Raw genomic sequence first — 20,864 nt, 5'->3', positions numbered from 1 at the left:
CCCGGCCCGGCCGCCGGAACCTGTGGACAACCTCAGTGACCGGCGGGCGGCTCGAAGCAGCCGGTCTCGGGGAACGGGCCGTTGGTCTTCACCTCGAAATTGGTCTTCTGCACGAACGCGGTGACGCAGGCGTCGTCATGGACCCGCACCCCGACCTGGGCGCCTTCGGGCTTGACGTAGTGGTCGTTCTCGAAGCGCAGCTCCATCGCGCGCACGGTGAGCGTCCCGCCGAGCCGCTCCCCCTTCGGGCCGGTCCGCTCCTCCTCGTACCCGATCCCGAGCAGCGCCGTGCGCACGCTCTCCGGGTCCCAGGTCCCGGCCTGCCAGAGTCGCCTGAGGACGGGCTCGATGCGGTCGGCCTCCTCCCGCGCGTCCTCGGCGCTCGCGGGGGACATCTCGCCAGGCAGGCGGTAGGCGTTGTTCTCGCGGTAGTGCGGGGCACCGTCGCCGGCTCCTGGCTCCACGTACGGCGAGGCGCCGGCGGCCGTGGGGCGGGGCGACGGGACCGAGCCGGCCGCCACCGGGTCCGTCACGCGCTGCTCACCGCACGCGGTCAGCGCGAAGGCGGCACCCGGGAGGAGGAGAACGGCCATGGCGGCACGCGTGCGCCGCCGCATCGTGGATATCGGCATGGGAGCGACTCTTCCACAAGTCGCCGGGCCGACGGGTGCCTTCGGGCTCAGCGGCTGACGGCGGTCTCCTTCTCCACGCGTGCCAGCTTGGCGGGGTTGCGCACGGCGTAGAGCCCGGTGATGCGGCCGTCGTCGACGCGCACCGCGATGACGGTGTCGACGGCGCCCTCGAGCCGGACGATCAGGGCCGGGTACCCGTTGACCTGCGCCGACTCCAGCGACGCGGTGCCGGCGATCCTGCCGAGCACGCCGGCCACCCGATGCGCCCCCACGACGGGCTCGAGCGCGGCCCGCACGACTCCCCCGCCGTCGGTCAGGAGGACGACGTCCGGCGCGATCAGGTCGAGCAGGCGCCGCGGATCGCCCGATTCCACCGCCAGCCGGAACGCGTCGAGCACACCGCGGGCCTCCGCCGCGGAGACACTCCCCCGCGGGCGGCGCGCGGCGACGTGCGCCCGTGCCCGGTGGGCGATCTGGCGGACCGCGGCCGGGGTCTTGTCCACGGCCTGCGCGATCTCGTCGTACTCCACGTCGAACACCTCGCGCAGCACGAACACCGCCCGCTCGGTCGGTGTGAGCGTCTCCAGGACCAGCATCATCGCCATCGAGACGCTGTCGGCCAGCTCGGCGTCCTCGGCGACGTCCGGGGCGGTGAGCAGCGGCTCGGGCAGCCAGGGGCCGACATAGGACTCCTTGCGACGGGCGAGCGTCCGCAGCCGGCTCAGCGCCTGGCGCGTGGCGATCCGCACGAGGTACGCGCGCTGCTCCCGTACGGTGCCGAGGTCGACGCCCGCCCAGCGCAGCCAGGTCTCCTGAAGGACGTCCTCCGCGTCGGCGGCCGAGCCGAGCATCTCGTAGGCGACGGTGAACAGCAGGTTCCGGTGGGTCACGAACACCTCCGTGGCCGCATCGCCGTACTCGCTCATGACCGACTCCCCTCTGTTCGCTGCCGAGCGTGCCATGCGCACAGGACGCCGGCCGCCGCCGCTTTGTGACACCGCGGGCCGGTGGCGCAGGTCACATCCGGGCGCTGTCACACGGATCGGGGCGCCGGCGTCTCGTGGTCGCAAGGACGCCGCGGGAACGCTCCGCGGCATTCGGGTCCACGAGTGAGGACGAAGAGATGGAACCCCGTTTCAACCTGATGACCAACGAGCTCAGCGCCAGGCTCGGCAAGCGGTTCGCCAGCGTCAGCCAGGCGATCCAGTCGTCGCCGCTCCCCCGGGACACCCAGGAGCTGGTGATGCTGCGCGCCAGCCAGATCAACGGCTGCGGATTCTGCCTCGATCTCCACACCAAGGACGCCGCGGCCGCCGGCGAGACGGCGGTCCGGCTCAACCTGGTCGCCGCCTGGCGTGAGTCCACCGTGTTCACCGAGGCCGAGCGCGCCGCGTTCGCGCTGGCCGAGGAGGGCACCCGGCTCGCCGACGCCCACACCGGAGTCTCCGACGAGACCTGGGCCGAGGTGCGCAAGCACTACGACGACGACCAGATCGCCGCGCTCGTCTATCTGGTCGCCATGATCAACGCGGCCAACCGGCTCGGCGTGATCGTGCGCAACAAGGGTGGGTCCTACCAGCCCGGCATGTTCGCCGGCCTGACGAGCTGAGACCGCCGCCGGGCCTCGTGTGCGTCGTGCCCGCGCACGATCTCACGAGGCCCCGGCGGGAACCGTGCGTGCGTCGTAACCCCCCGTACGCCGAGGACGTGATCGTCCGGAAACCGGACGTTCCTACGGTCGTGGCGTGGGAGACTTCCCACCCGCCGCCCTGCCGAACGCGGCAGGCGGCCGGAAGGCTGTCGACGGGGAGGAGTGCCGGTGACGTCGCGGAACTCGCAGGCCGGGACTGTTCGGACGGTCTGCTCGTACTGTGGGGTCGGCTGCGGCGTGGTCCTCGACATCGCGCGCGACCCGGCCACCGGTCTGCGGCGCGCCGTGAAGGCCTCCGGTGACAAGGCCCATCCGGCGAACTCCGGCCGGCTGTGCACGAAGGGCGCCACCAGCGCCGACATGATGGCCGCCCCGGGCCGGGTCACGACGGCGCTGGTACGGACGGAGCGGGGCGGCGAGCCGGTCGCGACGGACGTCGACGCGGCCGTGACCGCCGTCGCGGGCCGGCTGCGCGCGCTCCTGGACGAACACGGGCCCGACGCCCTCTCCTTCTACGTGTCCGGGCAGATGTCCCTTGAGGCGCAGTACCTGGCGAACAAGCTGGCCAAGGGCTTCGTGCGCACCCACCAGATCGAGTCCAACTCCCGGTTGTGCATGGCGTCCGCCGGCTCCGGCTACAAGCTGTCGCTCGGCGCCGACGGCCCGCCCGGTTCGTACCAGGACTTCGACCGCGCGGACACGTTCCTCGTCATCGGCGCCAACATGGCGGACTGCCATCCGATCCTGTTCCTGCGCATGATGGACCGCGTCAAGGCGGGCGCGAAGCTCATCGTGGTCGATCCGCGGCGCAACGCCACCGCCGACAAGGCGGACCTGTTCCTCCGGATCAGGCCCGGCACGGACCTGGCCCTGCTCAACGGACTGCTGCACCTGCTCGTCGAGAACGGCCACACCGACGAGGAGTTCATCGCCGAGTACACGGACGGCTGGGAGCAGATGCCCGCCTTCCTCGCCGACTATCCGCCCGCGAAGGTCGCCGGGATCACCGGTCTCGCGGAGGCGGACATCCGGCAGGCGGCACGGTGGATCGGCGAGGCCGGCGAGTGGATGAGCTGCTGGACGATGGGCCTGAACCAGTCCACCCACGGCACCTGGAACACCAACGCCCTGGTCAACCTGCACCTCGCGACCGGCGCCGTCTGCCGTCCCGGCTCCGGCCCGTTCTCGCTGACCGGCCAGCCCAACGCCATGGGCGGCCGCGAGATGGGCTACATGGGTCCGGGGCTGCCCGGGCAGCGGTCGGTGCTGGTCGACGCCGACCGCGCCTTCGTCGAGCGGCTGTGGAACATCCCCGAGGGCTCGCTGCGTACCGACGTAGGGCGCGGCACGGTCGAGATGTTCGAGCGGATGGCGGCCGGGGCGATCAAGGCGTGCTGGATCATGTGCACCAACCCGGTCGCCTCGGTGGCCAACCGCAGGACCGTCATCGCCGCCCTGGAGGCGGTCGAACTCGTCATCACCCAGGACGTCTTCGCCGGGACCGAGACCAACGCGTACGCCGACGTCGTCCTGCCCGCCACGCTGTGGGCGGAGGCGGACGGCGTCATGGTCAACTCCGAGCGGAACCTGACCCTCGTGCAGGGCGTCGTCGACCCGCCCGGGCAGGCGCTGCCCGACTGGCAGCTCATCGCGCGCGTCGCCTGCGAGATGGGCTTCGCCGAGGCCTTCACGTACTCCTGCGCGGAGGAGGTGTTCGAGGAGCTCAAGCGGGCGTGGAACCCCCAGACCGGCTGGGACCTGCGCGGCATCGGTTACGAGAGGCTGCGGACCACCCCCGTCCAGTGGCCGGCCCCGACCGGCGACGGCCCGGACCGCAACCCGGTCCGCTACCTCAACGACGGCGTCAGCCAGAACCTCCTGGAGCGCGCGGACGGCAGCCGCCCCCGCCTGGTGTTCCCCACGGCGAGCGGACGCGCCCGGTTCTTCGGGAGGCCGCACCTTCCGGCGGCCGAACTCCCCGACGACGACTATCCGTTCGTCCTCAACACCGGGCGACTCCAGCACCAGTGGCACACCCTCACCAAGACCGGCAAGGTCGCCAAGCTCGCGAAGCTCAACCCGGGCCCCTTCGTCGAGATCCACCCCGAGGACGCGCTCGCGCTCGGCGTCACCGAGGGCGAGCACGTGGAGATCGCCTCGCGCCGCGGCCGCGCCGTCCTGCCCGCCGTCGTCACCGACCGGGTCCGGCCGGGCGACTGCTTCGCCCCGTTCCACTGGAACGACCTCTTCGGCGAATACCTCAGCATCAACGCCGTCACCAACGACGCCGTCGACCCGATCTCCTTCCAGCCGGAGTTCAAGGCGTGCGCGGTGACGCTCGCCAAGACGACCGCGCCGGTGCCGGTGCCGGACGCGGCCGCCGCGCCGCCTGCTACTGCCGCCGCGCCGCCCGCCGCTGCCGCGCCGCCCGCCGCCGCGAGTGCGCACGCGCCCTCGCTCGCGGCCGTGTTCGGCGTCGGGGACCTGGCCCCGCCTCCGCTCACCGAGCCGGAGCGGCGCTATCTCGCGGGATACCTGACGGGGCTTTCCGGCACGCCGTCCGACGGACGCGTCCCGGTGCTTCCGGCCTCCGCGCCGTTCGATCCGGCCCACGCCCTGTGGGTGGACGGGGTGCTCGCCGGGATGTACTCCCGCGCCGGCATACCCGGCGCCGTCCACGGCGACATGGCCGGAGCCGTATCCGGCGGCACTACCGCCGACCCGCGCCCCAAGGCGGGGCGCCCCGTGCTCGTCCTGTGGGCCTCGCAGACCGGCACCGCCGAGGAGTTCGCCGCCGGAGCCGCGGTCCGCCTCTCCGAGGCCGGGTGCGTCCCCTCGCTCGTGCCCATGGTGGAGGCCGAGCCCGCGCGGATCGCTCCCGGCTCCGATCTGCTGGTGGTGACCAGTACGTTCGGGGACGGTGAGGCCCCGGACAACGGCGCCGGGTTCTGGCAGGCTTTGAGCGCCCCCGACGCCCCGCGTCTGGACGGGGTCCGCTTCTCCGTCCTGGCCTTCGGCGACTCCTCCTACGACGACTTCTGCGGGCACGGCCGCCGGCTGGACGAGCGGCTCGCCGAACTCGGCGCCACCCGTCTCCATCCCCGAACGGACTGCGAACCCGACCACGAGGGCGGCTCCGACGCCTGGCTGACCGCCGTGCTCGCCTCGCTGACCGCCCCGTCGCCCCCGGCTCCCGCTCCCCCCGGAGGCGGCTCGGGCGCGCGCCCGGCCGCGTACACCAAGGCGTCGCCCTTCGCCACGCTCCTCGTCGGGAACCGGCTGCTGAGCCTCCCGGGCTCCGGGAAGGAGGTCCGCCAGTTCGCGTTCGACACCCGCGGGGGCGAGCTCGCGTACGAGGCGGGCGACGCCCTCGGTGTGTGGCCGGCGAACGACTCCGGTCTGGTGGCCGAGTGGCTGGCGTTGACCGGCCTCGATGCGGAGGACCCGGTAGACGTGGGCGGCGCGGGTCCGGTCGCGCTGGCCGAGGCCCTGCGCACCCGTCTGGACATCGCGCGTATCACCCCGGACCTGCTGAGGTTCGTGGCCGAGCGCACCGGGAGCCATGACCTCAAGCGGCTCCTTCGCCCGGGCAACAAGGGCGAACTCGCCAAGTGGAGCTGGGGGCTCCAGGCCGCCGACCTGATCGGCGCCTTCCCCCTGCGCGCCTCCGCCGCCGAGTGGACCGGGGTCCTCAAGCGCCTGCAGCCGCGCCTCTACTCGATATCCTCCAGCCCGCTCGCGCACCCGAGCGAGGTCCGGCTCACCGTGTCGGTCGTGCGCTACGCCAACGACCGCGGCCGGGACCGCAAGGGCGTGTGCTCCAGCTACCTCGCCGACGGCGCCGACGACGGTCCCGTCCAGGTCTTCGTGCGGCGCTCCCCGGGCTTCCGCCCGCCGGCCGACCCCGCCACCCCCATGATCATGGTCGGCCCGGGAACCGGCGTCGCCCCCTTCGTCGGCTTCCTGGAGGACCGGCTGGCCCGCGGCCACTCCGGGCGGAACTGGCTGTTCTTCGGCGAGCAGCGCGAGGCCACCGACTTCTACTACCGCGAGGACCTGGAGGCGTACCGGGCCTCCGGCCACCTCGACCGCCTCGACGTCGCCTTCTCCCGCGACCGGCGCAACAAGATCTACGTACAGGACCGGATGCGCGAACACGGCTCCGCCCTCTGGTCCTGGCTCCAGGACGGCGCGCACTTCTACGTCTGCGGCGACGCCGCCCGCATGGCCAAGGACGTCGACGTGACCCTGCGCGAGCTGGTCGCCCGCCACGGCAGGATGGGCGAGGACGACGCCGCCGCCTACGTCGAGCAGATGGCCGCCGACCGGCGCTATGTCCGCGACGTCTACTGAGAGCCCCGGGGCGGCCGTGGCCTAGAGTGCGGGTGTGCCGTCGTACAGCATTGGGCAGGCCGCGAGGCTGCTGGGAGTGAGTTCGGAGACCGTTCGCCGGTGGGCGGACGGCGGTCGGATGCGCATGGACCGGGACGGCTCGGGCAACCGGGTGATCGACGGCGTGAGCCTCGCGCGCTTCGCCAAGGAGCGCGGCGCCGGCCAGCTCGCCGTACCGGAGGACGACGTCCCGACCTCCGTACGCAACTCCTTCGTGGGGATCGTGACGGCGGTACGGGTCGACGACGTGGCCGCGCAGGTGGAGGTCCAGTCGGGCCCGCACCGGCTGGTCTCGCTCGTGACGCGGGAAGCCGTCGAGGAGCTCGGCCTCGACGTCGGCGTCACGGTCACGGCCCGGGTGAAGTCGACGAACGTGCACATCGACCTGCCCTGACCCGCTCGTCAGGCCGAGGCCTCAGCGGCACAACAGGGCCGCGTGCACGTCCAGTTTCTGGTCGAGGCGGGACAGGTCCCGGCCGGTGAGGCTCTCGATGCGCTGGATGCGGTAGTGCACCGTGTTCACATGGAGGTGCAGGGCCTCGGCGGTCCTGGCCCAGGAGCAGTTGTTGGCCAGGAAGACCTCCAGCGTCTCCAGCAGCACGGCGTTCGAGGCCCGTCCGGTCCGCAGGAGCGGGCCGAGCACGCTGTCGCGGTAGACGGCCCGTACGTCGCCGGGTATCCCCGCGAGGAGCAGCTGGAGACCGGAGAGGTCACCGACGCCCGACACGTGGGCGGTGCCGGGGTGCACCGTACGGGCGGAGGCGAGGGCGTAACGGGCCTGCCCGACGGCGCGTCCCAGATCGGCGGGGGCCGCGGCCGGCTCGCTCACGCCGGCGTGCAGGGCCGCCTCGGGGTGGCAGGCGTGCAGCAGGGACCACACCTTGGCCAGCTCGGCGCGGACGTCGAGCCCGGAGCGGACGTCCGCTGCACCCTCCGTGCCCTCTGTGCCCTCCGTGCCGTGTCCTTCCTCGTGCCGGGCGACGACGGCCATCGCCTCACCGCCGGGACGATCGGCCACGGCGAACGCGTAGGCGGCCGACGGCAGATGGCGCAGCGCCTCGGTGAGCGCGGCGCCGCTCCCGCTGCCCTCCTCGGCCGGTTCGAGTGCCGCGACGATCACGGTGTACGGACCGCTGTCGGGCAGTCCGCACGCGCCCAGCGCCCTCTGGACGGCGTTCGCCTCGGGGTACGCGGCGCCGACGAGCGCCATGAGTTCCGCGTACGCGTGTCCGCGCGCGGCCTGGCGCCGGTCGTGGCGGCGCCGGTGCCTGCCGAGCAGCTCGGCTATCTCCTGGAGGACCCGCGGCGGCGCCTGGCTCTCGTCTGGAAGGTGCAGGTGCCAGGCGTCGAAGGCGGTGTCGTCGGCCTCGACGCGCAGCGTCGTGCCGTGCGACCCGCGCAGGAGCCCGGCGGCCCGCTGCGCGGGGAGTACGGCGGCGGTGGCGGTGCGGGCGACCGTACGGCCGCTGCCGGTCAGCAGGTAGCAGGCGGGCATGCCGAGGTGGGCGAAGGCCCGGTCGAGGAGCTCGCCGGCCGGCGCGCCGCGTTCCAGTTCGCGGCCGAGCTCGGCGCGTACGTTCTCGGGCAGCGCGTAGTGGTCGGTGGGACGGCGGCTGAGCTCGCCCCACTGGCGCAGGTAGACGGCTTCGGTGACGGCCCGGAAGCTGGTGTGCGCGGGCACTCCGAGCAGGGCGATCCGGTGGCTGCGGCAGGCCTCGGCCAGTTCGCCGGGCACCTCCCCGTGGGTCTCCTCACCCGCGAGCAGCGCCACCGCCCCGGCCTCGCGCAACGCGGAGACGAAACGGTCGGCCTTGTCCCGGCCGTCCTCCCGGTTCCACCACACCAGGCCGCTGAGCACGATCTCCCCCGGCTGCAGGAACCGGGCCGGGTCCTCCAGGTCGGTCGCCGTGACCCCGGCGATCTCCTGGCCGAGCAGCGACTGGTCGCCCCAGACGAGGGAGAGGTCGAGGCGTTCGAGCCGGAGGAGATGGTCGACGTGCATACGGGAGCTCCTTGCGCGGTCGCGGGCCGGCATCCACCGAGTTAGCCCGCACCTCACATTTACGAGGCGAATACGAGTTGGCCCATCGTAAATGCATAGGCGCCGGGACTGAATGCCTCTCGGTTGTTCATCCAGCGGACCGCCCCGCCGCGTCGTGGCTTCCCACGGCCCCCTCACCCTTGGCACATGAGACCGGCAGGCGGTGCGCTGAGCCGGCTCATGGGGATCCGAATCCCGCAGGTTCGCACTTCCTGCTCGCCGTGAGCGGCGGGGACGGGCACCACACCGTCCTGTCGTGGGCGGAGATCGACGCCGACTTCGGCGACGCTCCCGTGCTGCTCGTCACCCGGATGGACGACGAGGCCCTCGACGCATCCGGCACCCAGCTCGTCGTGCCCTCCGACCGCTGCGGCGCCCGCTACGTCAGCGCCGTCACCGGCATCTGGATCGGCACCTGCCGCCCGCCCCGCGTATCCGAGGGGTGAGACGTCAGGGCAGTTCGGGCACCTGACGTCGGCCGTTCCTCCAAGAGCACTCGCACACGTGATGGAGGGACCTACAGCTTTCTTGCAGATGCGAGCCTGATCGCCCTACGGTGTCGCACATGCAGTCCTACACCATCGGTCAGGCCGCACGTCTGCTCGGCGTCAGCCCCGACACCGCACGGCGGTGGGCGGACGCGGGCCGGGTCACCACCCACCGCGACGAGAGCGGGCGCCGTCTCATCGACGGCAAGGCGCTGGCCGCCTTCTCCGTGGAGGTCGCCCAGAGCGGCACGGGCGAGGACGACGCGTCGTACACCTCGGCGCGCAACGCCTTCCCGGGCATCGTCACGGCGATCAAGCTCGGCGACGTCGCGGCGCAGGTCGAGATCCAGGCGGGCCCACACCGTCTCGTCTCGCTCCTGACCCGGGAGGCCGTGGAGGAGCTGGGACTGGAAGTCGGCATGCAGGCCACCGCCCGCGTGAAGTCGACCAGCGTGCACATCGACCGCACCTGACCTCTCACGCAGTACCGGGCGACGGCGGCCGTCGGCGCGACCGGCTAGCCCCGCCCTCGCATCTTCTTCTCGTCCCCAAGGAGTTCAGACCTGATGTCCGTCAATCTCACCCCGACCAGACGTCGTGCCGCCGCGGCCGTCCTGACCGCCGCCCTGCTCGTCCCGCTCGCCGCCTGCGGCAACGAGGACGACACCAAGAAGGGCACCGGCGGGTCCACCGCGTCCGGGTCCGCGAGCGCCGCGCCCAAGGCGAACCTGACGGTGCTCGCCGCGGCCTCCCTCACCGACGTGTTCAGGACCGCCGGCGCCGCGTACGAGAAGTCCCACCCGGGCACGAAGATCACCTTCTCCTTCGCCGGCTCGCAGGAGCTCGTGGCGCAGGTCGCCCAGGGCTCCCCGGCCGACGCCCTGGTCACCGCCGACACCAAGAGCATGGACAAGGTGAAGGCCGACACCGGCACTCCGGTGATCATCGCCAGGAACCGGCTCGTCATCGCCACCGGCGAGGGCAACCCGCACAAGGTCGACGACCTGAAGGACCTCGCGGACACCAAGCTCAAGGTCGTCCTCGCCGCTCCCGAGGTGCCCGCCGGCAAGTACAGCAAGAAGGTCCTCGACGCCCAGAAGATCACGGTGAAGCCGGTCTCCCAGGAGCCGAACGTCCGCGCCGTGCTCAGCAAGGTCGAGCTGGGCGAGGCCGACGCGGGTCTCGTCTACAAGACCGACGCCGAGAGCGCCAAGGACAAGGTCGACGCCGTCGAGATCCCGGACGCGCAGAACGCCATAGCCGAGTACCCGGCCGCCACGATCAAGGACTCCGGAAACGCCGAAGCCGCGGCCGCGTTCGTGGCGTGGCTGAGCACGCCGGAGGCGCAGAAGATCCTCCAGGACGCGGGCTTCCAGAAGCCGTAACCGGGTCAGTTCACTCAGACCACTCTCACAGGGAGGGGCTGTCCGTCCCGGGGGAGCGGACAGCCCCTTCGTCGTCCATCCGCATCTTCGGGATCATCCATGAAACGAGCAGGCCGCCGTACGTCAGGCGCCCGTCCGCCCCTCACGCTGGCGCTGCCAGCGCTTGTGGCGGTGGCGTTCCTGACCCTCCCTCTGCTCGGCATCCTGGTACGTACCGAGTGGGGCGAGCTCGCCGGCCACCTCTCCTCCCCCGGTACGGTCGAGGCGCTGCGCCTGTCCCTCGTGGTGTCGTTCTGGGCGCTCGGCCTGTCCCTGCTGCTCGGCGTCCCCCTGGCCTGGCTGCTCGCCCGTGTCCGCTTCCCGGGGAAGGCGGTCGTACGCTCCCTGGTCCTGCTGCCCATGGTGCTGCCGCCCACGGTCGGCGGTGTCGCGCTGCTGCTCGCCTTCGGCCGGCGCGGGCTGCTCGGGCCGTGGATGGAGAACGCCCTCGGCATCACCCTGCCGTTCCACACCTCGGGCGCCGTCCTCGCGGCGACGTTCGTCGCGATGCCCTTCCTCGTCATCAGCCTGGAGGGCGCCCTCGGCGGGCTCCGGCCGCGGTACGAGGAGACGGCGGCCTCGCTCGGCGCCACACCGGTCCGGGTCTTCTTCACCGTCACCCTGCCCATGGTCGCGCCGGGCCTGATCGCGGGCGCGGCGCTCACCTGGGCGCGGGCGCTCGGCGAGTTCGGCGCCACGATCACCTTCGCCGGGAACCTGCCGGGCACCACCCAGACCCTGCCGCTCCAGGTCTACCTCCTGCTCCAGGACGAGCCGGCGGCCGCCACCTCGGTCTCCCTGCTGCTGCTCGCCATCGCCATGGTCGTCCTCGTCGCACTGCGCGGACGCTGGACCGGAACGCCCGCCGACCGCACCCGGCGCGCCGTGCCGTCGGCGGACACGGCCCCTGCGGCCTCGGCGGTCCCGGAGCCCGCCGGCGCGGAGGTCCGGCCCGTGCCGGAGCGGGAGCGCTGGTCGTTGCGCGCCGAGGTCACCGGTTTCACCCGGCTCACCCTGGACGCCGAGCCCGGCACCACCATCGCCGTCGTCGGCCCCAACGGGGCCGGCAAGACCACCCTGCTGCGGGCCCTGCTCGGCCTGACTCCCCGGGCCCACGCCGACCTCAGGCTCGGTGACCTCGACGTCACCGACCTCGCGCCGCACCGGCGCCGGGTGGCCTGGGTCCCGCAGGACGGCGCCCTCTTCCCCCACATGAGCGCCCTCGCCAACACCGCGTACGGACTGCGTGCCCAGGGCGTCGGGCGCGCCGAGGCACGCCGCACGGCACAGAGCTGGCTCGACCGGCTCGGCGTCGGCCATCTCGCCCACCGCCGCCCCGCCCAGCTCTCCGGCGGACAGGCCCAGCGGGTCGCCCTGGCCAGGGCACTCGCGGCCCGCCCCCGGCTGCTCGTCCTCGACGAGCCGCTCGCCGCGCTCGACCAGACCACGCGCGCGCACGTACGGCACACCCTGCGCACCCACCTCGCCGGCTTCGGCGGGGTCTGCCTGATCGTCACCCACGACCCGGTCGAGGCGGTCTCCCTCGCCGACCGCGTGCTCGTCCTCGACGAGGGCCGCGCCCTGCAGGACGCCTCCCCCGCCGACGTCACCCGCCACCCGCACTCCCCGTGGGTCGCGCGCATGCTCGGCCGCAACGCCTGGTCCGGCACCGCCACGGCCGACGGCCTCGCCCTGGCCGGAGGCGGCACCCTGATCACCGCCGACCCCCTGCCGCCCGGCACCGAGGCCCTCGCCGTCATCCCGCCGGAGGCGGTCGCGGTGCACCGCGAGAAGCCCGGCGGCAGCCCTCGTAACGTCTGGCCGGGCACCGTACGGGAGATCACCACGAGCGGCAGCAGACTGCGCGTGCTCGTGACCTCCGATCAGACCCCCGATCTCGTCGCCGAGATCACCCCGCAGTCCGCCGCCGAACTGGGCCTCGCGGACGGGGTGTCCGTGTGGACGAGCGTGAAGGCGACGGAGGCGACGGTGGTGGCCCGCTGACGAGCGCGCCGCCGGGGGCGATCAGGCGGAGGCGAGGGAGATCTCGGTCGACTTGATGAGTGCGACGACGGACGTGCCGGCGCTCAGACCGAGGTCCTCGACGGCGTCCTTGGTGATCGCGGCCGTCAGTTCGCCGCCGTCGACGGAGACCTTCACGGAGCCCATGGCCCCGCCCGTCGCCACCTCGGTGACGGTGCCCGCGAGCTGGTTGCGGATGGAGATGCCGTCGACGCGGCCGGTCGCGAGCGCGACCTCGGTGGCCTTCACCAGCGCCTTCACCGAGGAACCCCGGGCCAGACCCAGGTCCTTGACGGCGTCGGCGGTGATCGCGGCGGTGATGTCCTGGCCACCGGCCAGGCGCACCTTCACCGAGGCCATGGCCTCGCCGGTGGTGACGGCCGTGACGGTCCCGGGGATCTGGTTACGGATGGACAGGGTCATGGAGCACACGCCTTACAAAGCCGGAATCGGAACAGGGACCACTTCTGTGACCTGCCTCACGGCCGACGCTACTGGACCGGGAAACGTGTCCGGCGACGTGCGTCGCATCCACCAGCCGAATGGTCGCGATCCGCTCGCAGCCCGTAGCGGCGGGGGTGACGGGACGCGCTGACTCCTGGGTGAATCACCGCACCCGCAGAGGCCACCGTGGCCGGTTTCCGTGTCCGGATCCAGTCGTCCCACCAGGCCGTCCCTTGATTCACTGATGACACGCCGGCCACGGTGGTGGAGAAGTGGCTCTCGCCACCAGCGGGACGACCGGCCGACGAGGCCGCTGCTGAAGCACATGGCGTACGGGGTGCTGGAGAAGGAGGCGTTGACCGCTCCGCCGCTGCCGCCGATGCCGAGCCAGTGGGTGACGTCGGTGCCGACGACCCCGGTGGAACCGAGGTACTCGGTGCTTCCCTCGGGGCTGGGCACGGTGCCGTTGATCTTGTTGCCGTTGGAGGTCGTCCCGGTGCCGATGGTCTGGCTGATGCCGCCGCCGGAGATCAGGCCGCTGGAACACGCGGCGTCGGTGCTGATCTCGGCGAACGTGGCCGCGGGGCCGGCGGTGGACCCGGGGGTGCGGACGGTGACGCCGACGGAGTCGGCATACGCGGCGAACGGGACGGTCACGGCGAGCGCCGCTCCCGCCACGAGGGCGAGAGCCCGGCCCAGGGGGCGGCAACGGCAGTGGTGAGCAGGGTGCATGGGATCCATCTCCTCGGATCTCCGCAGGGGGTGCGGCCCAGTGCGGTGGGCGGCAGCTGCGTACCGTAGCAGGAATTCCGTACGCATCTATGAGGCGTTTGCGGACTGAGACCTGACATATGCGAGGTCGGAAACGCAGTGGATTCCGGCGAACGCCGGCGCAGGAAGTGGTCATGCCATGTTCGTTGGCGGGGGGGCGACGACACGTTCGCCGCCTACGACCGCGAGACCGGCGACCGTGACGAGTACGAGGGCGGCTTCCGCGTCACGGCCGCCGACGGCGTCCTCGACGGCTCGGAGGAGTGCGACGGCGCGGCGGCCCTGAACGCCCCGCTCGGCGCGAAGTACCCGCACGGCCTGCTCGTCGTCCAGGACGGCCACGCCGGCCCTGAGGACGGCGAACGCGACGCGACCGGCTTCAGGTTCGTCGACCTCGGCGACGTCCTGGACGCCCTGGACGACTGACCGGACCCCGCTCCCGCGTCGTCAGGTCGCGGGGTGGCTGGACACGACCTTGCCGCCGGTGTCGGCGGCAAGGTAGCCGGTGGCGAGGTACTCGTTGATCAGGTAGTAGCGCAGCGTCGGGCGGTCGTCGTTGAAGGTCCAGCGGCCCACGATGACGTAGCGCATGTTCGGGTTCTCCACCTTGAGGTCGCGCTCCCCGCGCTTCATCAGCGTGGGCAGGCTGTCCCAGGGCATGGCGGCGACGTCGACCGGCTGGTCGTCGGCGGAACCGGAGTCGATGGTGCCGCCGGGGCCGGTCCTGCGGACGGCGCCGTCCCGGTACTCGTAGTGGTCGTAGGTCTTCGCTCCCGGCCGGGTCGGGATGTCCGCCAGGGCGTACTCCTCGTAGATCGTCAGCTCCTTCATCGTCGTCGTCCCGGTGGCCTTCCGGAACGCCTCGATGACGGTGCGGACCCGCTCTGTCGTGAGGAGGGTGCCACCGGACGCGGGCGCCGTGCTCGGAGAGAGCGGGGAGGGCGGGGAGTCCTTGCCCGTGCCGGTCCCCCGGCTCGGGGTGCCGCCACTGCTGCTCGGCGTCGAACCGCCCTTCGCCCCGTCGTTCGCGCCACCACCGTCGGGGAGCATGTTCACCACGCCGACCACGACGGCGGTCGTCAGCGCGAGGGAGACGGCGACGGCCGCCACGCGCCGGCCGGACCCGCCCGGACGGGGCCGGACGGGCGGCCGGGACGGAAGCGTGTGGGGCGGTACGGGCGGTCCGAAGCCTCCACTCGGCGCCGTGGGCACGGGAGCGGGCCCGTAGGCGGGGTGAGGATGGGGATGGGGGTGGGGATGGGGGTTCGGCGGGGCGTACGGGCCGGACGGCGTCCCCACGGCCGCCGCCAGCAGCTCCTCCAGCCGGGCCCCGTCGGGCCGCAGCGCCGGATCGCGTACCAGGAGCCGGGCGAGTACGGGTGCGAGGGCGCCGGACCTCACGGGTGCCGGGATCGGGTCGTCGAGCACCGCGACCACCGTGGCGAGGCTGGTGGCGCGGCGCAGCGGGTGGTGGCCCTCGGTCGCCACGTACAGGAGCATGCCGAGCGACCACAGGTCGGAGGCCGGGTTGCCCTCCTCGCCCCGCACCCGCTCGGGGGCGATGAACTCGGCGGAACCGATCAGGTCGCCGGTGGAGGTGAGCCGGGTCGTCGCCTCACTGAACACGGCGATGCCGAAGTCGGTGAGCACGGCGCTGCCGTCGGGGCGCAGCAGCACGTTGGCCGGCTTCACGTCGCGGTGCTGGATGCCGGCGCTGTGGGCGGCCCGCAGGGCGGACAGGACCTCGCGGCCCACGGCGAGGACCTCCGCAACCGGCATCGGGCCCTCGGCGAGGCGCTCGGCCATGGAGCGGCCCTCGACGAGCTCCATCACGATCCACGGGTGCGAGCCGTCCTGCGGTTCGACGATGTGGTGGATCGTGACGACGTGCGGGTTCGACAGCCGCGCCAGGGCCCTGGCCTCGCGGACGGCGCGTTCGCGCATCTGCGCGGCGAATCCGGGGTTCGCCGCTTCGACGGCGGGGTCGGGCGGGCGGACCTCCTTGAGGGCGACGTCGCGGTCCAGGGCGATGTCGCGCGCTCGCCAGACGGTCCCCATGCCGCCGCTGCCGAGGCGGGAGATCAGGCGGAACCGTCCGTCGACCAGGGGTCTTCGGTCGTCACTCGTGCTCATGGGCGGTCATCGTAGGGGGTCCCGGTGACAGGCCGGCGGGTGGCCGCCCTGTCACCGGGTGGGCGGAGGAGCGCCGACCCCTACGGCTGCATCTCGTACGCGCCCGACAGGGCCTCGACGCGCTGCCAGACGCGTCCCGTGCGCGCCTCGTCGACGACCGGGCGCCGGACCGAGGCGAGGGCCCACTGCTGCTGCGGCTCGGTCGCGGAGTCCTTGCCGTGCAGTTCGACGGCGTGCGCGGAGAAGTCGCGTACGAGCACGGCGAACAGTTCGTCGAGGACGTCCTCGTCGAGGCCGGTCAGGTCCGCCTGCTCCAGGACGAGCTGCCCGTGCACGACGAGGGCGAAGAGCTGGCCGACGGCGAGGAGGAGATCGAGGTCACGGCTCTGCTCCTCGTCGGGCGCGGCCGTGGTGACGAACTCGCAGAGGGCGTCGGCCTGCTCGCGGAAGCGGGCGACGTTGGGCAGGTGGGCGAACCGCTCGTAGGCGGCGCGCCAGTCGTGGAAACGGACCGAGCCGAGTCCGCGGGCCGGGCCCTGACGGAAGAGGAACGTGTCGTCGGCCGCGTCGAGGCGGGTGGGGACGGGCTCGTACGCGACCGGGTCGAGGAGGTGGTTGCGCATGAACTTGAGGATCAGCGCCAGATTGACGTGGACCGTGCCCTCCAGCTTCGGAAGGCCGCGGATCTCCACGGCCGCCTGGGCGAAGTAGTTGTCCTTCTCGAAGCCCTTGGCGGCGATGACGTCCCACATCAGGTCGATGACCTTCTCGCCCTCCGTGGTCACCTTCATCTTCGTCATCGGGTTGAAGAGGAGGTAGCGGCGGTCGTCGGGGCCGGCGGAGCGGAAGTAGTCGACGGCGCGGTCGCTGAACAGCTTCATGCCGACGAGCCGGACGTAGGCGTCGGTCAGCTCCCGCCGGACGTGCGGGAAGGCGGTGACGGGGCGGCCGTAGAGGATGCGGTTCCGGGCGTGGGTGACGGCCTCGTACATCGCGTGCTCGCAGATGCCGATGGAGGCGGTGCAGAGGTTGAACTTGCCGACGTTGACGGTGTTCAGGGCGGCGTCGAACGCGGCGCGTCCGGTGTGCAGGACGTCCTCGGCCGTGACCGGGTACTCCTCCAGGCGGAACTCGCTGACGTACTTGGAGGAGTCGACGACGTTCTTGACGAGGTGGTAGGCCGGGTGGCGGCTGTCCGCGGCGAAGAAGACGTAGCCGTCGGGGCCCTCGACGTCGGTGCGGCGGCCGAAGACGGAGACGAGTCCGGCGGCGTTGCCGTTGCCGATGTAGTACTTGGAGCCGGTGGCGCGGAAGCCGCCCTCGCCGTCGGGCTCCAGGAGCATGTCGGTGGAGTAGATGTCGGCGCCGTGGGACTTCTCGGACAGGCCGAACGCGAACACCTCGCCCTGGGCGAGGAGTTCGGCGGCGCGGGCACGGGCGGCGGCGTTGTCGCTCTGCCAGACCGGGCCGAGGCCGAGGATGGTGACCTGCCAGGCGTACCAGTAGTCGAGACCGTAGAAGCCGAGGATCTCGTTGAGGGCGGCGATCCGGGCGGTGTCCCATCGCCGGTCGTCACCGCCGGCGGCGCCGGACGGGGTCAGGAAGGTGGCGAACAGGCCCTCCTTGGCGGCGAAGGCGAGGAAGTCGCCGAGCCAGGCCCGGGTCCGGTAGTCCTCGATCAGCTGTCGCTTGCCGCGCTCCTCGAACCAGTCGACGGTGGCCCGCAGCAGCCTGCGGGTCTCCGGGTCGAAGTGCGCGGGGTCGTAGGTGCGCGGGTTGAACAGCAGGGTGTCGGCCATGGAGGTTCGCCTTCCGAGGGGTCGAGGGGTGGGCGGGAGTCGCTCAGGCACCGGGCGCGGACGGGCCGCCGAGCCGGTTCAGGGTGGCGAGGACGTCGTCGAGCCAGGCGATGGTCATCCGCTCGTACGCGATGCCGCCGCGCAGCACGACGTGCTGGAGCTCCTGACCGGCGTCGAGCGGTGCCGGGGCGTCGGGCCCGGTGAAGTCGCGCCGTTCGCCGGCGAGATAGTGGGCCAGCCGGTCGCTGTGCACCTGGTGGTGCCGCTCGACCTCGCGGATCAGAGCGGCCGGGTCGTCGAACGCGGCCCCGCGGATCTTGACGGCCAGGTCGTGGCGCATGCTCTCGGGCTCGATCGGCTCGTGCAGCCACCGGGCCAGGGCGGCGCGGCCGGGGGCGGCGACGGAGTAGTCCTTCTTGTCCGGCCGCCCCTGCTGGGGCACTTCGCGGACGGCGAGCAGACCGTCGCTCTCCATGCGCTTGAGCACGCGGTAGATCTGCTGGTGGGTGGCGGTCCAGAAGTAGCCGATGGACCGCTCGAACCGCCGGGCCAGCTCGTAGCCGGACCCTGGCTGCTCAAGGAGGGATACGAGGATCGCGTGTTCGAGCGCCATGTCCTCGATCCTGCTATGCACCTCGTTGCATAGCAAGGCTCGACGGCTCGGGTGAGACGCGGCTCACCCCGGAGCACCGGCTCGGGGGTGCCGAGCGGGCGTGCACGGTTACGACGGCCGGGTCCGGGTAATCGCGCAGCCGTCCAGTCCCGCCGACCGAGGGAGATGACGGCGATGGTGCACGACACGATCAGGGTGGACGCCCCACTGCGCGAGGTCTACGACCAGTGGACGCAGTTCGAGGAGTTCCCCCGCTTCATGGACGGGGTGGAGGAGGTGCGACAGGTCGACGACCGTCACTGTCACTGGCGGACCAACATCGCGGGCGTGACCCGGGAGTTCGACACCGAGATCGTCGACCAGCTCCCCGACGAGCGGATCTCCTGGCGCACGGTGGGCGGCGACGTGAAGCAGAAGGGCGTCGTCACCTTCCACCGGCTGGAGGACGCGCGCACGGAGGTGACGCTGGCGCTGGACGTCGACGCCGAGGGCTTCACCGAGAAGGCCGGCGTGGCCATGGGCGTGCTCGACAGCCGGGTCGAGGGAGATCTGCAGCGGTTCAAGGAGTTCATCGAGGACCGCGACCGGGCGACCGGCGCCTGGCGCGGCCGGCTGCGCCCCGCCGAGGCGGACGGACCCGGCCCCGGCGACGCGTCCGGCCGCGGCACGGAGGCCACCGCCGACCCGTCCGCCGCGGCGGCCGGCCGGCCCCCCGGCCCGCCGTCATCCCCCGAGCCCGTGGACCCTGGCCACATGTGAGACCGAGGAGGTTCCGTCATGATTCCGCTGCTTCTCGTCCTGCTGGTGATCCTGGTGCTGTTCGGGGCCGGCTTCGCTCTCGACGTCCTGTGGTACATAGCGATCGCCGTGCTCGTGCTGTGGCTGCTGGGCTTCCTCATGCGGGGCTCGGGAGCCCGCTGGTACCGCTGGTGAGCCGACGACGGCAGTTTCCCGCCCGCCTTGTCCTCCTCAGGGAGGCACGGCGGGCGATCGTCGCGCCTCCCTGGTCGCGCCACGCGTAATCCGCGCACGCCGGGGCACATGCCCATCGGGGGACCCGCTTGAGGCGAAGGGCGGTGAGCCCGCCGTGAAGGGCTTCGAACTGCTGGATGTCTCCTTGTACACGGAGGAGGCGGGGCGCATCGAGGTGCCCCAGGAGGGCCCCGCGGCGGACGAGCCGATCGTGCTGCCGGAGGGCGTGGTGGTCAGCGTCGGTCTGACCTTCCGGCTCGGCGACGAGATCGACGGCCTCGCCTTCGAGGACACTCGCGCCCGGGCGGGGGCGAAGGTCGCGAGCACGCGCACGGCGCTCGGCGGCTTCCGGGCCGGAGGCCCGTACGAGGTCCGCCTGCCCTCGGAGCGGCTGCCGGTGGGCAAGGCGAGCTGCGGAACGTACGAGGTGACGGGCCGGGTCGTCGACGAGGACGGCCGCGCACTGGCCGAGGAACGCCACCGCATCCGCATCGAGCATCTGTCGGGCGCGCCGGAGCCCTGGCCGGCGGACCACGATTCCGCGAGCCGGCCGTCGGCGGCATGACGGCGAGCCCGCTACTCCGGACCGGTGACAGCCGTGGCCGGGAGCGGCGCGGGGCGCCCGGGCCGGGTGGCCGGACGCGGTAGAGATCGGACGACCGGGGGCGGCGGGTCCGCGGCGGGAGGGGAGGCTGCGTGGGGCGAACGGTCGTGGAGATCGGGTCCTGGTGGGCGGCGGCCCTGCTGCTCCAGATCCTGCTGATCGGTACGGTCACCTGGCCCGAAGTGGCCGTCGCGGCGGCGGGCGCGCTGCTCGCCGCGCTGGCCGCCCGTCGGGTACGGGTCGCCGCGGGCGCCCGCGTCGGCGGGACGGCCCGTCTGGCGCGTGCGCTGCTGCTGTGGCCCGGGGCGCTCCTCTCCGGCACCTGGCGGCTCACCGTGGCCGTCGGCCGGGTCCTGCGCGGGCACCGGGTCACGGGACGGTTCCGTACCCTCCACTGGCACCAGGGCACCGGGCCGGCCTGGGCGTGCGGGCTGCTGTCCGCCACCCCCGGCCTGTACGTCGTGGACCTCGGCCCGGACCGGACCGTGCTGGTGCACACCCTGCCCGGCGGCCCCGGCGCCCTGGAGTCCGCCCTGACCAGCGGCGGGCGCACATGAGCGGGACGCCGGCCGGGGACTGGAACGGCTGGTTGATCGCGGTCGGGGTGCTGCTGGTCCTCGGGCTGCCGCCGGCGCTGTCCGCGGTCTGCCGGGGCACTCCCCCGGCCCGCCTGGCCGGGCTGAGCCTCACCGGCGCACTGGTCACGGTGATGTTCCTGCTCGCCGCGCGGGGATTCGGCCGCGACGCGTACGGCGATGCGGGGTTCGTCCTCGCGGTCCTCGGCCCGGTGGGCGTCCTGGTCTTCACGCGCTTCCTCGGCGGGCCGCCGGCCGAAGGCCGGGCCGCCGCCGCGCCGCACCCGGACGAGGGGGGCTGAC

18 protein-coding genes and 3 pseudogenes are annotated in these 20,864 nt (G+C 72.7%); 13 read left to right on the top strand and 8 right to left on the bottom strand.

Annotated elements, in window-relative coordinates; all coding sequences use genetic code 11:
• Positions 1–32: 32 nt before the first annotated feature.
• Together ACIGEZ_RS29280 and ACIGEZ_RS29275 are read right to left on the bottom strand one after the other, a co-directional pair.
• Entirely contained in the window at positions 33–632 is a 600-nt protein-coding gene (locus ACIGEZ_RS29280; RefSeq protein WP_399836812.1) for a hypothetical protein, read from the bottom strand.
• 47 nt (positions 633–679) lie between these two features.
• Positions 680–1,558 (bottom strand): RNA polymerase sigma-70 factor, encoded by an 879-nt coding sequence (locus ACIGEZ_RS29275; protein ID WP_399836809.1) that lies wholly within the window; start codon positions 1,556–1,558, stop codon positions 680–682.
• 197 nt (positions 1,559–1,755) lie between these two features.
• On the opposite strand from ACIGEZ_RS29275, the gene ACIGEZ_RS29270 reads away from it, so the two are divergent.
• The 3 genes from ACIGEZ_RS29270 to ACIGEZ_RS29260 all read left to right on the top strand — a co-directional run bounded on the left by ACIGEZ_RS29270 (position 1,756) and on the right by ACIGEZ_RS29260 (position 7,069).
• Positions 1,756–2,241, top strand: coding sequence for a carboxymuconolactone decarboxylase family protein (locus tag ACIGEZ_RS29270; RefSeq protein WP_399836807.1), 486 nt, complete (start codon positions 1,756–1,758; stop codon positions 2,239–2,241).
• 210 nt (positions 2,242–2,451) lie between these two features.
• Entirely contained in the window at positions 2,452–6,636 is a 4,185-nt protein-coding gene (locus tag ACIGEZ_RS29265; protein WP_399836804.1) for a molybdopterin-dependent oxidoreductase, read from the top strand.
• A gap of 34 nt (positions 6,637–6,670) precedes the next feature.
• Entirely contained in the window at positions 6,671–7,069 is a 399-nt protein-coding gene (locus ACIGEZ_RS29260) for a molybdopterin-binding protein (protein ID WP_399836801.1), read from the top strand.
• A 21-nt stretch (positions 7,070–7,090) separates the two neighbouring features.
• Here ACIGEZ_RS29260 and ACIGEZ_RS29255 read toward each other — a convergent pair whose 3' ends face one another.
• Entirely contained in the window at positions 7,091–8,677 is a 1,587-nt protein-coding gene (locus ACIGEZ_RS29255) for a PucR family transcriptional regulator (protein ID WP_399836798.1), read from the bottom strand.
• A 242-nt stretch (positions 8,678–8,919) separates the two neighbouring features.
• Between ACIGEZ_RS29255 and ACIGEZ_RS29250 the strand changes: the two are divergent.
• The 4 genes and pseudogenes from ACIGEZ_RS29250 to ACIGEZ_RS29235 form a co-directional block, all read left to right on the top strand.
• Positions 8,920–9,162: pseudogene (locus ACIGEZ_RS29250) on the top strand (molybdopterin-dependent oxidoreductase); the annotation flags it as partial.
• A 119-nt stretch (positions 9,163–9,281) separates the two neighbouring features.
• The gene (locus ACIGEZ_RS29245) at positions 9,282–9,677 is read left to right on the top strand and encodes a molybdopterin-binding protein (protein ID WP_399836795.1); all 396 of its coding nucleotides are present in this window, start codon (positions 9,282–9,284) and stop codon (positions 9,675–9,677) included.
• A 93-nt stretch (positions 9,678–9,770) separates the two neighbouring features.
• Positions 9,771–10,589: a molybdate ABC transporter substrate-binding protein gene (modA, locus tag ACIGEZ_RS29240; protein ID WP_399836792.1), complete on the top strand. Its 819-nt coding sequence runs from the start codon at positions 9,771–9,773 to the stop codon at positions 10,587–10,589.
• A gap of 99 nt (positions 10,590–10,688) precedes the next feature.
• A complete protein-coding gene (locus tag ACIGEZ_RS29235; RefSeq protein WP_399836789.1) occupies positions 10,689–12,632 on the top strand; it encodes an ABC transporter permease in 1,944 nt (647 codons plus the stop codon).
• Positions 12,633–12,653: 21 nt separating this feature from the next.
• Here the strand turns inward: ACIGEZ_RS29235 and ACIGEZ_RS29230 are convergent, their stop codons facing one another.
• Entirely contained in the window at positions 12,654–13,073 is a 420-nt protein-coding gene (locus ACIGEZ_RS29230) for a molybdopterin-binding protein (RefSeq protein WP_399836787.1), read from the bottom strand.
• Between the two features lie 12 nt (positions 13,074–13,085).
• Positions 13,086–13,751 carry a hypothetical protein gene (locus tag ACIGEZ_RS29225; protein WP_399836784.1) on the bottom strand — a complete coding sequence of 222 codons (666 nt, stop codon included), beginning with the start codon at positions 13,749–13,751 and terminating at the stop codon, positions 13,086–13,088.
• Between the two features lie 270 nt (positions 13,752–14,021).
• On the opposite strand from ACIGEZ_RS29225, the pseudogene ACIGEZ_RS29220 reads away from it, so the two are divergent.
• Positions 14,022–14,291, top strand: a pseudogene (locus tag ACIGEZ_RS29220) (phytase); the annotation flags it as partial.
• A 21-nt stretch (positions 14,292–14,312) separates the two neighbouring features.
• On the opposite strand, the gene ACIGEZ_RS29215 reads toward ACIGEZ_RS29220, so the two are convergent.
• The 3 genes from ACIGEZ_RS29215 to ACIGEZ_RS29205 all read right to left on the bottom strand — a co-directional run bounded on the left by ACIGEZ_RS29215 (position 14,313) and on the right by ACIGEZ_RS29205 (position 18,410).
• Complete coding sequence (locus ACIGEZ_RS29215) at positions 14,313–15,998, bottom strand: serine/threonine-protein kinase (RefSeq protein WP_399836781.1); 1,686 nt, start codon at positions 15,996–15,998, stop codon at positions 14,313–14,315.
• A gap of 80 nt (positions 15,999–16,078) precedes the next feature.
• Positions 16,079–17,797: an acyl-CoA dehydrogenase family protein gene (locus ACIGEZ_RS29210; RefSeq protein ID WP_399836779.1), complete on the bottom strand. Its 1,719-nt coding sequence runs from the start codon at positions 17,795–17,797 to the stop codon at positions 16,079–16,081.
• 43 nt (positions 17,798–17,840) lie between these two features.
• The gene (locus tag ACIGEZ_RS29205; protein ID WP_399836776.1) at positions 17,841–18,410 is read right to left on the bottom strand and encodes a PadR family transcriptional regulator; all 570 of its coding nucleotides are present in this window, start codon (positions 18,408–18,410) and stop codon (positions 17,841–17,843) included.
• Positions 18,411–18,584: 174 nt separating this feature from the next.
• Between ACIGEZ_RS29205 and ACIGEZ_RS29200 the strand changes: the two are divergent.
• From ACIGEZ_RS29200 to ACIGEZ_RS29180, 5 genes and pseudogenes are all read left to right on the top strand, one after another.
• A pseudogene (locus ACIGEZ_RS29200) lies at positions 18,585–19,037 on the top strand (SRPBCC family protein); the annotation flags it as partial.
• Between the two features lie 150 nt (positions 19,038–19,187).
• Positions 19,188–19,343 carry a hydrophobic protein gene (locus ACIGEZ_RS29195; protein WP_399836773.1) on the top strand — a complete coding sequence of 52 codons (156 nt, stop codon included), beginning with the start codon at positions 19,188–19,190 and terminating at the stop codon, positions 19,341–19,343.
• 154 nt (positions 19,344–19,497) lie between these two features.
• On the top strand, positions 19,498–19,947 hold the full coding sequence (locus ACIGEZ_RS29190) for a hypothetical protein (RefSeq protein ID WP_399836770.1): 450 nt from the start codon (positions 19,498–19,500) through the stop codon (positions 19,945–19,947).
• A 131-nt stretch (positions 19,948–20,078) separates the two neighbouring features.
• A complete protein-coding gene (locus tag ACIGEZ_RS29185; protein WP_399836767.1) occupies positions 20,079–20,543 on the top strand; it encodes a hypothetical protein in 465 nt (154 codons plus the stop codon).
• The gene (locus tag ACIGEZ_RS29180) at positions 20,540–20,863 is read left to right on the top strand and encodes an MrpF/PhaF family protein (RefSeq protein ID WP_399836765.1); all 324 of its coding nucleotides are present in this window, start codon (positions 20,540–20,542) and stop codon (positions 20,861–20,863) included. Before ACIGEZ_RS29185 ends, ACIGEZ_RS29180 begins: the two co-directional genes overlap by 4 nt.
• The last annotated feature ends 1 nt before the right edge of the window (position 20,864 follow it).

Origin of the sequence: Streptomyces sp. NPDC085481, assembly GCF_044541845.1 — a bacterium.
Classification (GTDB): Bacteria; Actinomycetota; Actinomycetes; order Streptomycetales; family Streptomycetaceae; genus Streptomyces.
The sequence above is the reverse complement of the archived record's forward strand: the minus strand, read 5'-3'. Positions and strand labels throughout refer to the sequence as shown.